This is a genomic window from Stutzerimonas sp. FeSN7 (assembly GCF_030263795.1).
Taxonomy (GTDB): domain Bacteria; phylum Pseudomonadota; class Gammaproteobacteria; order Pseudomonadales; family Pseudomonadaceae; genus Stutzerimonas; species Stutzerimonas stutzeri.
In genome coordinates, this window is sequence record NZ_JARPMN010000001.1 from 4,708,518 (window position 1) to 4,719,822 (window position 11,305).

General features: G+C 59.7%; 14 protein-coding genes and 1 pseudogene. 10 read left to right on the plus strand and 5 right to left on the minus strand.

From position 1 onward, the window contains the following. Positions 1-23 precede the first annotated feature (23 nt). The 3 genes from P5703_RS22390 (at position 24) to P5703_RS22400 (ending at position 2,420) form a co-directional block, all read left to right on the plus strand. Positions 24-698, plus strand: a complete 675-nt coding sequence (locus P5703_RS22390; RefSeq protein WP_003288515.1) for a heavy metal response regulator transcription factor — start codon at positions 24-26, stop codon at positions 696-698. Beyond that, positions 695-2,089 (plus strand): heavy metal sensor histidine kinase, encoded by a 1,395-nt coding sequence (locus tag P5703_RS22395; protein ID WP_003089080.1) that lies wholly within the window; start codon positions 695-697, stop codon positions 2,087-2,089. Before P5703_RS22390 ends, P5703_RS22395 begins: the two co-directional genes overlap by 4 nt. A 124-nt stretch (positions 2,090-2,213) precedes the next feature. Continuing rightward, entirely contained in the window at positions 2,214-2,420 is a 207-nt protein-coding gene (locus tag P5703_RS22400) for a hypothetical protein (RefSeq protein ID WP_003089081.1), read from the plus strand. 98 nt (positions 2,421-2,518) lie between these two features. Here the strand turns inward: P5703_RS22400 and chrA are convergent, their stop codons facing one another. Continuing rightward, positions 2,519-3,886, minus strand: a complete 1,368-nt coding sequence (chrA, locus tag P5703_RS22405) for a chromate efflux transporter (protein WP_003089083.1) — start codon at positions 3,884-3,886, stop codon at positions 2,519-2,521. After that, positions 3,879-4,820, minus strand: a complete 942-nt coding sequence (locus P5703_RS22410; protein ID WP_023095846.1) for a chromate resistance protein ChrB domain-containing protein — start codon at positions 4,818-4,820, stop codon at positions 3,879-3,881. Before P5703_RS22410 ends, chrA begins: the two co-directional genes overlap by 8 nt. Positions 4,821-4,978: 158 nt before the next feature. On the opposite strand from P5703_RS22410, the gene P5703_RS22415 reads away from it, so the two are divergent. Beyond that, the gene (locus tag P5703_RS22415; protein ID WP_003089087.1) at positions 4,979-6,283 is read left to right on the plus strand and encodes an MFS transporter; all 1,305 of its coding nucleotides are present in this window, start codon (positions 4,979-4,981) and stop codon (positions 6,281-6,283) included. An 80-nt stretch (positions 6,284-6,363) separates the two neighbouring features. Here P5703_RS22415 and P5703_RS22420 read toward each other — a convergent pair whose 3' ends face one another. From P5703_RS22420 to P5703_RS22430, 3 genes are all read right to left on the minus strand, one after another. After that, positions 6,364-6,486, minus strand: a complete 123-nt coding sequence (locus P5703_RS22420) for a hypothetical protein (RefSeq protein WP_016713062.1) — start codon at positions 6,484-6,486, stop codon at positions 6,364-6,366. A gap of 61 nt (positions 6,487-6,547) precedes the next feature. Further along, positions 6,548-7,228, minus strand: coding sequence for a hypothetical protein (locus P5703_RS22425; protein ID WP_003089089.1), 681 nt, complete (start codon positions 7,226-7,228; stop codon positions 6,548-6,550). Between the two features lie 12 nt (positions 7,229-7,240). Then, positions 7,241-7,978, minus strand: a complete 738-nt coding sequence (locus P5703_RS22430) for a HupE/UreJ family protein (RefSeq protein WP_003089091.1) — start codon at positions 7,976-7,978, stop codon at positions 7,241-7,243. 511 nt (positions 7,979-8,489) lie between these two features. Here P5703_RS22430 and P5703_RS22435 point away from each other — a divergent pair. From P5703_RS22435 to P5703_RS22460, 6 genes and pseudogenes are all read left to right on the plus strand, one after another. Beyond that, a complete protein-coding gene (locus P5703_RS22435) occupies positions 8,490-8,795 on the plus strand; it encodes a metal-sensing transcriptional repressor (RefSeq protein ID WP_003089094.1) in 306 nt (101 codons plus the stop codon). 20 nt (positions 8,796-8,815) lie between these two features. Further along, on the plus strand, positions 8,816-9,256 hold the full coding sequence (locus tag P5703_RS22440) for a YqaA family protein (protein WP_003089095.1): 441 nt from the start codon (positions 8,816-8,818) through the stop codon (positions 9,254-9,256). After that, a pseudogene (locus P5703_RS22445) lies at positions 9,253-9,489 on the plus strand (TraX family protein); the annotation flags it as partial. The gene P5703_RS22440 and the pseudogene P5703_RS22445, both read left to right, overlap by 4 nt. A gap of 687 nt (positions 9,490-10,176) precedes the next feature. Further along, positions 10,177-10,623: a hypothetical protein gene (locus P5703_RS22450; protein ID WP_003288519.1), complete on the plus strand. Its 447-nt coding sequence runs from the start codon at positions 10,177-10,179 to the stop codon at positions 10,621-10,623. A gap of 30 nt (positions 10,624-10,653) precedes the next feature. After that, positions 10,654-10,893 (plus strand): ribbon-helix-helix domain-containing protein, encoded by a 240-nt coding sequence (locus tag P5703_RS22455; RefSeq protein ID WP_003089107.1) that lies wholly within the window; start codon positions 10,654-10,656, stop codon positions 10,891-10,893. Beyond that, on the plus strand, positions 10,893-11,303 hold the full coding sequence (locus tag P5703_RS22460; protein ID WP_003150546.1) for a putative toxin-antitoxin system toxin component, PIN family: 411 nt from the start codon (positions 10,893-10,895) through the stop codon (positions 11,301-11,303). Before P5703_RS22455 ends, P5703_RS22460 begins: the two co-directional genes overlap by 1 nt. The last annotated feature ends 2 nt before the right edge of the window (positions 11,304-11,305 follow it).

The window sequence follows — 11,305 nt, forward strand, 5'->3', positions numbered from 1 at the left end:
TTTTAATTTGAGATAAACAAATAATGCGTGTTCTAGTAGTGGAAGACGAAGCCAAAACTGCCGAATATCTTCAGCAAGGGCTTACCGAAAGTGGCTATATCGTTGACCGGGCAAGTAATGGTGTCGATGCGCTGCACCTGTTCCAGCACAACACCTACGGCCTGGTCATCCTGGATGTGAACCTGCCCAAGGTGGACGGCTGGGACGTGCTCGACACGATCCGCAAGACCAGTCGGGTTCGCATCATCATGCTGACCGGTCGTGGCCGCCTGCACGACAAGCTGAAGGGCCTGGACGGCGGCGCCGACGACTATCTAGTGAAGCCGTTCGAGTTTCCGGAACTGCTTGCCCGCATCCGCTCGCTGCAGCGGCGTGGCGACAAGGTGGTGGACCACCCGACCTTGCGGGTCGCAGACCTTGAGCTGGATCCGGGTCGCCACCGCGCGTTCCGGGGTGACCTGCGCGTCGAGCTGACTACCAAGGAATTCGCCCTGTTGCGCCTGCTCATGAGCCACCCAGGGGAAGCCCTGACCCGCTCGCAGATCATTTCCCTGGTCTGGGACATGAACTTCGACTGCGATACCAACGTGATCGACGTGGCGATCCGGCGCCTGCGCGCCAAGATCGACGATCCGTTCGAGAACAAACTTATCCACACCCTGCGCGGTGTGGGCTATGTGATCGAGGAGCGTTCATGAAGCGCTTCAGCCTGGCCGCCAGGTTGGGACTCAAAGTCGGCTTGATGAGCGTGATACTGCTGGTGCTGCTCTCTATCGTGGGCTACCTGATGCTCGGCCAGGCGCTGGAGCGCACGGCGCAAAGCAGCCTGATCACCAAGATGGGTGGCATGGCCCATAACCTATCGACCGTCGCGGATCTGTCCGAGGTCACCGCAGACTCCCACCAGTTGGTCGACCTTGCGATGGGCCACAACAACCTGTTCGTCAGCATTTTCGATACGGCAAACAGCCGAATCCCCCTGCTGACCATCGGCTCGAAAAAGATAACCACCGAACTCACCAGCTTTCCTGCCAACGATCAAGTGGAGTTCTACGAGTGGAACAACGAACTGGGCATGCCCATGCTCAGCGTTTCCCAGCTCATGCGTCTGGCTGACGGTACCCAGGTCGGTGTGTACATGACCGTGGATGAATCCTCCGATGCCGAATTGCTCCGGGCGATGCTGAGCTGGGCCCTGATGGCGTCACCCTTCATCCTGGCGCTGATCATGGTCGTGGCCTGGTGGACGGTACGCCGGGGCTTGCTGCCGCTTACGCGCTTTCTGAAAGTCGCGTCGAAGATCTCCACCGACAACATGCAGCATCGGCTGCCTACCGACCGCTTGCCGATCGAACTGCTGGAGCTCGCGGACGGCATCAACTTTATGCTGCACCGCCTGGACGGTGGCGTGCAGCAGCTATCGCAGTTCTCGGACGACCTGTCCCACGAGTTGCGTGCTCCGCTCACTAACCTGATGGGCAAAGCACAGGTGGCCCTGTCACGACCACGCAGCTCGGAGGAGTACCGTGAGGTGCTGGAATCCTGCGCCGAGGAGCTGGATCGCATGAAAAGCATGGTGGCCGACATGCTTTTCCTGGCACATGTCAGCCAGCCTGCAGCCTTGGTGCAATTCGAGACGGTGGCACTGGTCGACGAGGTGCAGAGGGTCAGTGACTTGTTCAGCCTGAGTGCCGAAGAGAGCGGCGTTCGGCTCGATGTGTCAGGCAGTGTCGATGTGATCCAAGGCAATCGCCTGATGATTCAACGGGCAGTGTCCAATTTGCTCTCCAACGCCATTCGCTACTGCCCACAAGGGCAGGCTGTAGTGGTGAAGGTTCACCGTGAGCAGGAGCACATCAGGCTCAGCGTAGGCAATCCAGGCCAAGGTATTCCGGAAGAGCACCTGCCTCATCTGTTCGAACGCTTCTATCGGGTCGACAAAGGGCGTGCGCGCAGCGAGGGAGGCACAGGCCTCGGGCTTGCCATCGTGCGATCGATCATGAGCCTGCACCAAGGCGTGGCGAAGGTAGAAATAACGGGCTCGGGCTTTACCTGGTTCCACCTGAGTTTTCCGGTGAACCGTCTCTGAGCCCAAGGCGTCTTTCAACATTGTAATTCGCGCCTCACGTTGTCGTCAGAGACGCTTCTTTAAGCTTCAGGGGTATCGAAAATCTCACGATCCATTGAGATCCAAACCCCTGGAGTTTCTGAAAATGCGACTGACCCAAGCGCTTCTCATCGGTGTACTGGCTGTTGGTGTGACGACACCGGTATTTGCCGAAGATGGCTACGACCGCTCGATCGAATTCAACAAGAAATTCCGCGAGGACCAGAAACGCCTCTGGGGTGAAAAAGACACCGCAGACAAAGCCAAACCGGCAGAGACCAAAGAAAAGGAAAACGCTAAAAGCCCATCCTAGGCTCATGGATGTGCTGTTTCTCTACTTCCTCCTTCCCCCTCGATCTTGAGGCAGGCGCTTGACCGCCTGCCCCGGATCACCCTCAAGCGGCATCCTCCTCAACGCATCGACAGCTGGACCGCCAGCCCCGCCAGTGCACTCATCACCAGCACCTGGATCACACCGCGCTTGAAGTAGAACAGGGCAATAGCGGCGGCCGCGGCGATAAGTGCGGAGGCCCACTCGAATCCTCCCCCAAAGCCGTTGGGCCAGAGCACGTGGTAACCGAAGAACAACGCCAGATTCAGGATCACACCTACCACGGCGGCGGTGATCCCGGTCAGCGGCGCTGTGAACTTCAGTTCGTTGTGCGTCGACTCCACCAGCGGACCGCCGGCAAGGATGAACAGGAACGAGGGCAGGAAGGTGAACCAGGTGACCAGCACAGCCGCCACCGCGCCCGCCAGGAACGGATGGTCGGTGCCGAACATCGGGTGGATGTAGCTGCCAATGAAGCCGACGAAAGTCACCACCATGATCAACGGCCCCGGCGTTGTTTCCCCCAGGGCCAGGCCGTCGATCATCTGCGTGGGCGACAGCCAGCCGTAGTGACCGACCGCACCTTGGTAGACATAGGGCAACACCGCGTAGGCACCGCCGAAGGTGAGCAACGCAGCCTTGGTGAAGAACCACCCCATCTGGGTCAGAGTGCCTTGCCAGCCGAAGATGACGGTCAGCAACCCCATGGGGAGCATCCATAGCGCCGCACCGATCAGGATCAGCTTGAGCAGATAGCTCCAGCGGAAACGGGCATGCGCGGGTGGCGGTGTATCGTCATCGATCAGCGCAGGCCCGTAACTGGCCTTCCCGGAGCCATGCTTGCCAGCGGTCACGAACTTGTCCGGCAGCACTTTTCCGCCGATGTAGCCCAGCACGGCAGCGGCCAGAACGATCAGCGGGAACGGGACGTTCAGGGCAAAAATGGCGACGAAGGATGCTGCGGCGATCGCCCATAGCCAGCCATTCTTCAATGCCCGGGAACCGATGCGGTGCGCCGCATGAACGACGATCGCGGTGACCGCCGGCTTGATGCCATAGAAGATCCCGGCAACCACCGGAACGTTGCCGAACTCGATATAGACCCACGACAGCCCGATCAGGATGAACAGCGACGGCAGCACGAACAGCCCGCCAGCAATCACCCCGCCCCAGGTCCGGTGCATCAACCAACCGATGTAGGTCGCGAGCTGCTGGGCCTCGGGCCCGGGCAGCAACATGCAGTAGTTCAGGGCATGCAGAAAGCGCTTCTCGCTGATCCAGCGGCGACGCTCCACCAACTCCTGGTGGAGGATGGAGATCTGTCCTGCCGGCCCGCCAAAGCTGATGAAGCCGATCTTCAGCCAGAACAGCAACGCTTCGAACAAGCCCACCGGGGTCGCTGGCTTGAGGGGGGCTTCGCCCGTGGCCAGCGTCGTCGTTTCAGCCATGACCGTTTTCCTCGTTGGCAAAGGCCGCCAGCAGCCCGTCGAAGATGCCGTTTGCCGCTGCCATCAGTTGGTTGTCATCGGTAATGCTCTCGCGCAGGCCCGCCAGGACACGCTCGATGCCGGACGCTTCCGCAGGCTGGCTGCCACCGACATCGAGGTAGTGAACCAGCGCGGCGATGCGTGAAAGGCCTGGAGCCTGCAGCACGAAGCTGTCGATCAGGGTTTCGAAGGTGACGCGGTGCCCGACATGGCTGAACGCGGCGCCATCGAAGTCAAAGCCCAGTGCATCGGCGGGGCAGTCGCTCGGGGATTCCAGCCAGAGGATTTCCGCGCCGCTGTCGATGAAGCGCTGGATGAGCCAGGCACAGGCCAGCCGGTCGACCCAGGGACGTCGACGGGTTGCCCAGCGACGCCCCTGGTAATGACTGTGGTCCAGCAGCGTGACGGGATGATCCTGAATGTGCGGTTCATCAGGTGAGAGGGCACGGCTGATTGCCGTCTCCAGCGCTTCCAGCGCGGTCTCCGTCTGCTGCTTCGCAACGCCGGGGAAGAAGTCGATCAGGGCCAACTGGGCGAAGCTCTTGCGCAGTTTTCTGACCTGGCGAGCGACCTGCAGGGCGTTCTCGGGAAGCAGTCCCTCCCTGCACGCGGCGACTTCGTCGCGCAGCTTGCTGTACTCCTCACTCCGGTCGAACAGGCCGGCGAAGCGAGTTTCTTCGTCCGGGAATGCCAGCAGAAACGCAGTGCCGCCGCTGACCGTCACATCGCGCTCCACGGACTCGAACGCCTCGCGGCCCGCGTCCTGCTCAGGCAACAGGTACACACCGTCGCGCAGCACGGCAGCGCCGCAAGCCTTCAACGCCCGCCAGGCACGCATACGTTCGGTCGCGTTGGCCGTGGGGAGTGCCAACACAAGAAGAAGCCAATTTTTCATGTAGAGAGTCAAACATAAAATGTATGAATCTCTACTTTAGCTCTGTTCTCAGGAAAATGCACTGCCGGGATGAGGGTTCGATTCACTCACGTTGACCGTATCCCCCCAGGGGGGATACGCTAGAAACATGAATCACCCGCACTACCCGGAGGTAGCGCATGCTATCCGTTCTAAAAAATCGTACTTATCGACACCTCTTTCTGGCCCAGGTGATCGCCCTGGTGGGCACTGGTCTGGCGACGGTTGCCCTCGGGCTTCTGGCATTCGACCTGGCCGGCGCCCAGGCGGGAGCTGTATTGGGTACCGCGCTCGCCATCAAGATGGCGGCTTACATCGGCGTTGCACCGGTTGCCGCCGCGTTCGCCGAGCATCTGCCGCGCAAGGCGATGCTGGTCACCCTCGATCTGGTCAGGGCAGCGGTCGCGCTGATGCTGCCCTTCGTCACCGAGATCTGGCAGGTGTACGTGCTGATTTTCGTGCTGCAGTCGGCCTCTGCGGCGTTTACGCCAACCTTCCAGGCCACCATCCCTGACATCCTGCCGGATGAGCGCGAGTACACCCGGGCGCTTTCCCTTTCGCGCCTGGCCTATGACCTGGAAAGCGTGATCAGTCCGATGCTGGCCGCGCTGTTGCTTACGGTGGTCAGCTTCCACAGCCTGTTCGCGGGCACGGTGGTGGGCTTCCTGGTGTCCGCCGCGATGGTCGGTACCGTGGTGCTGCCCCTGGCGGCACGAGGACCCAAACGCAGCATCTATGAACGCACCACCAAGGGCATGCGGATTTTCCTGCGCACCCCGCGGCTGCGTGGCCTTCTTGCACTGAACCTGACGATCGCAGCCGCCAGCGCCATGGTCATCGTCAACACCGTGGTACTGGTGCAATCCAAGTTCGCGCTGCCCCAGAGCTCTACCGCCATGGCCTTGATGGCCTTCGGCGGTGGCTCGATGGTGGTCGCCCTGATGCTGCCCAAGCTGCTGGAACGACTGGACGATCGCAAGGCGATGCTGGCCGGCGGTGCCGTGCTGGTAGCCGGTTTGATCCTGGGTACCTTCGTCTCCAGTTACCCGGCGCTGATCCTGTTGTGGCTGGTGTTGGGTGCCGGCTACTCCCTGGCACAGACACCGTCCGGACGCATTCTGCGGCGCTCGTCCTCAGCCCAGGATCGACCTGCGCTGTTCGCCGCCCAGTTCGCCCTTTCACACGCCTGCTGGCTGATCACCTACCCGCTCGCGGGATGGTTGGGGGCAAGCGTCAGCCTGACGGCTTCGTTCATCGGACTGAGTCTGGTTGCCGCCGTAGCCTGGCTGGTGAGCAAGCGGATCTGGCGCCCGGAGTATGAGGAAGACGTGGTAGCGCACAATCACGATGACCTGCCGGAAGACCACCCGCACGTGGCCAACGGCAATGCGCATGCGCACTCGTTCGTCATCGATGACGATCACCGGAAATGGCCAAAGCCATAAAGCCCGCGTTGCACGGGTTCTATCGATGATCTTCGCGTAATCCAGAAAGAAACAGGGCCGCTTTAGCGGCCCTGTTTGCATCACTCGTGCGAGTGGCCGTGACCCGCATCGCCAGACTTCGATTCGGTATCAGTACCACCGCAGGCAGCCAACAGGCCGAGGAAGCTCAGCACAACGAGCGATTTGAGGATTTTGGTAGTCATCTTCAGCTATTCCAATTGAGATCAAAAAGTCGGGGCGAACAACAGGTTCGCCCCGGCGGGATTACTTCTTCACGTTCAGGTAGTCGCCAGTCGTGTTCAGCACGATGGTGACATCGGCGTTGGTGCGGTTACGCCAGAACCAGCCATGGGTGCCATCGAACAGCGCGGTCAGGTCGCCCTTGTCGCCTTTCACCTGACGCCCTTTGCTGTAGCTGTGGAAATCGCCTTGGGCGGCGTTGTAGATCTCACCGTGGGTGTCGTGGTTGACCGGGCCGGATGCGGTCCATTCATAGCTCACAGTGCTGCCCTTGAGCATTTCCAGCTTGATCTCCCGACCTTCGCCTGGCGTCAGGGTTACGGTGACCTGATCGGACTTGGCGTTGGCAGCAGGTTTGCTGGATACGGGAGCCGCGGGCTGAGGGGCTGCTGCCACTTGCTGTACGGGTGGCGCTACCGGTGCAGGTGCCGGTGCAGCAGCAACGACAGGAGCTGGGGCCGGAGCAGCTGCCGCTTTCGACGCAGCCTCGTCAGCCAAAGCCTCGGCAGCGAGGGTGATCTTGATCTCGCCCATTTGCGTCAGGCCCATGGCGCGGCCCAGGCCGGTCGGGTCGACCGCGTATTCCGAAGGCATCACCACGGTGACCAGCAGGCCCATGGCGACAGCCAGGGCAATGACGGTGGAACGAACGAGTTGGCGGCTGCTCGGCAATTCGCTTGCCGATGGGAGTGGAGAATTGAACATGATCAGGAGTCCTTAAGCGGTCAGAAACAGGCCGGAGATCTGGTAACCCATCAACAGGAAACCAGCACTCATCATTGCGACGTTGGCGGTATAGGCATGACGCCAGAAGCTTGGGGTCTGCCTCCAGAAGCCCATCAGGATCAGAATGGCGCTCAACGCCATCAGCTGACCGATCTCCACCCCTACGTTGAAGGCGATCAGGTTGGGGATCAGCCCATCGGGAGAGATCTCGTATTCCTGGATCTTGGTTGCCAGGCCGAAGCCGTGCAGCAGGCCGAAAATCAGCGTGGCGGCCTTGGTGTTCGGCTGATAGCCGAACCAGCGCTGGAAGGCGCCCAGGTTATCCAGGGCCTTGTACACCACCGAGAAACCGATGATTGCGTCGATGACGTACGAGCTGATGCTGACTTCCGTCAGCACGCCGATCAGCAGCGTCACCGAATGGCCGACCGCAAACAGCGTGACGTACAGGCCGACATCCTTCAGCCGGTAGAGGAAGAAGATGACGCCGAACAGGAACAGCAGATGGTCGTATCCCGTGACCATGTGCTTGGCGCCCATGTAGATGAAGGGGATCAGCATGACCCCGGTGCTTTCCTGGATGAAGCCCTTGTCACCCTCGGCCACGGCATGGGCCAGAGCTTCTGGCATGCCGATGAACAGCGAGGCGACGAGCAGGAACAGCAGATACAACAGGTGGCGTGAACGCATGGCGAACAGGCCCCCACCCTTTAGGGAGTGCGAATGCATGGATCAATCCTTTCTTGCAGTGATTGTTGGCCGCAGAGCGGCCTTGGTCAGGAAGCAAGCACAGGACGGGGTGGGCGTTCGATACGGAAGATGGGGGGCCAAGGCACGGAATCGCCCAGCATGGCCAGGTGTACCGAGGCTTCGAAATGACTGGAGAAGTGGATTGCAGCTGGTATCTGAGGCGTTTCGTGCTGGTGATCGGGCGTCAGGGGGGAGTGGTAGTGATCAGAGCACTGCGCACAACTCAGGGACGAGTCGTGGGAGTGATCATGAGTCAGGCTCTGGGCGCTCTTTGCCGTGATTTGCGAGAGGACGGAAAGTGAATAGGCATGACCGGTCCAGGCCAGCAGAAAGGCCATTGCCAAAGCCACGATCATGGTCGCTGAAAGAAAACGACGAGACATCCCAATGCTTATCCGGTTGAAACACGGTGTGAAATAGCGCGTTTGACCCAACCCCCCCAGGGGGATAGCATGCAGAGCGTAAAGTATCGCCGTCTGAGACTCAAGTCATGTCAGAACACGTTCACGACCAACCGCATGGTCACGCTCATACCCACCAGACTCACGACGCCATCATCAAACGCCTCAAGCGAGCGGACGGCCACCTGCGCAGCATCATCACCATGATCGATGAAGGACGTGAATGCGTGGACATCGCCCAGCAGCTCCATGCTGTTGAAAAGGCCGTGTGCCAGGCGAAGCGGACACTGATCCAGGACCACATCGACCATTGCCTGGAAGACTCGGTGACAGCCCTGAGCAAGGGCGACCGTTCGGCACTGGACGAATTCAAGCAAATCACCAAATACCTGTAGGCACGGTGCTCGGTTGTTGAATGTTTGAGTACGGCGGTTACCTCGGCCTGTTTCTGGCTGCATTCGGCGCGGCAACCCTGCTGCCCATGCAATCGGAGGCAGTGCTGGGCGGACTGCTGATATCCGAGCGTTTTTCCACAGCCATCCTGCTGGTGGTGGCCACCACAGGCAACGTACTCGGATCGGTTGTGAACTGGCTGCTGGGACGAGGTATCGAGGCTTATCGCGAAAAGCGCTGGTTTCCGGTAAAGCAAGCGGCCTTCGAAAAAGCCAAAGCCTCCTATGAACGTTACGGGTACTGGTCGCTGCTGCTCAGTTGGGTACCCATCATTGGAGACCCGCTAACCGTGATCGCCGGCGTGATGAAAGAGCCGCTCTGGCGGTTCGTCCTGATCGTCACGCTCGCCAAGGGCGGACGGTATCTGGTCCTTGCGATTCTCATCCTGGAGAACCTGAGTTGAGCGCGTACGAATCACCACCTTCGCGGGTTGAACGACACAACGGACAGGACCTCATCAAGTGGATCGCCCTGCTCACGATGGTGCTCGACCACATGCGTCTGGCATGGCCATCACTGGATAACCTGTTCATTCTGGGACGCCTCTCGTTCCCGCTGTTTTGCCTGGCGATCGCCGTGAATGTCTGTCGAACGGAAGTTGGCGCGTTGTTCACTCGCAGCAATGGCCGCTACCTAAGGAAGGTCTGAAGTAACCCTGTATTTCCGGTCGACTTCAGCCCTTGCTGCTTTTGAAAGCGGGCCGTCGATCAAAATCGACCAGGTAACCCGCTCAGTTCTCCGTTTTTGGCCGCCGCGAGCACCTCGCAGCAGCCATTTTCCGCATTAGGGGGCATGCCGAGATAAGGCAAAAATTAGGACATTCGTTCTGTAACCTGCTGTATCTAAAGGATTAACTTTGAGAGGCGCTGCTCAGTAGTGGCGGCTAAATATTGATCAATTATCTATGCCGAGATAATTGCAGATAATTCCCGCCGTCCGTACCCAGCGCGAGTTCATAAGATTGGAGAAATGCCGAGTTAGAGGGCCTGCGAACAGCTTTGGTCGAGGCTTTGCGCTTCGACGCATAACGGCTGCTTAGTACTGGGGGCTCTCCCAGAAGCGACAAAGGCGGCCTCAACGAGACCGCCTCAAACCAAGTTTCATCACCGGTACACGCACCCGGGAGAGGAAGCTCTTGGGCAGGTTTCAATAATAACACCGATCAAAGCGTCACTGCCAAAGCCCTCTCGCACTGCCGAGTAGCCTTCAGATAGTGTTCATTCGCTCTCTCTCGAAGCTACGGTGCGGATGGTTCGAGACCATCATGCGCAAACTCGGGGCCAAGATGACATTATCAAATGGCCAATTATCCTGGAGGCAGTTATGGAAAGGCTCCGCGAAAAACTGGATTTGCCGAGAGGCCACTACTATCTGCACGTCGCCGTACTGGCGGGCCTGCCGGTGTCGTTGATCTCCGATTTGGCAAGCGAGTTGGAGCGATCGCCAGCGCAGATCGCGCAGTGGATCACTGCGTCCCCCGGCAGTGCCGTGATGTCTATACAGGCTGGTGAGGTGTTCTGTCGTCTTATCGAGATCCTCGATGCGCTATTGGAGCTGTACGATGGGGATCTAGGAGGTGCGCTCCACTGGCTAACGGCACCGAATGTCGTGCTGTCCAATGAGAGGCCGGTCGAGGGGGTTTGGGGAGCAACGGAACAGAAAGTGCACTTAAGCCCAGCGCCTGCCCGCAAACCCTTGTGGCGTCTGGTTAGTTCGGGAAAACCATCGTTTTGTCGAACCATTGCATCGCCCTTTGTGATTGGCGTATAAACACACAAACACCTATTAGCGGAGAACGCTATGAATACCATTCGCTGGAATGTCGCCGTCTCGGCCGACACCGACCAGTCGCTTCGGATGTTTCTGGCCAGCCAGGGCGGCGGCCGTAAGGGCGACCTGTCGCGCTTCATCGAAGAAGCGGTACGGGCACACATCCTGGAGCTGAGCGCTGAGCAGGCCAAGGCCGCTAACGCCCATCTGAGTGAGGCAGAATTGACCAACGCGGTTGACGAAGCGCTCGACTGGGCACGTAAGCGCTGATGCGGGTCGTGTTGGATACCAACATCCTGTTCAGCGCCCTGATCTCGCCACATGGCGCGCCCGATGCGATCTACCGTGCCTGGCGGGCGGCGCGTTTCGAGGTGGTGACCTCGCGGATGCAACTCGATGAAATTCGTCGAGCCAGCCGCTATCCCAAGCTTCAGGCCATCCTACAGCCCGCCAAGGTGGGCGCCATGATCAATAACCTGCAACGGGCTGTGGTACTGGAGCGCCTGACCATCGAGGTCGAAGCCGATGATCCGGATGACTCGTTTTTGCTGGCCATGGCCTTGGCGGGCGATGCGGACTACCTGGTAACCGGTGATCGCCGCGCCGGCCTGCTGCAACGCGGGCACATCGAACGCACGCGGATCGTCACGCCCGCCGTGTTCTGCGTCGAGGTGCTGTGATC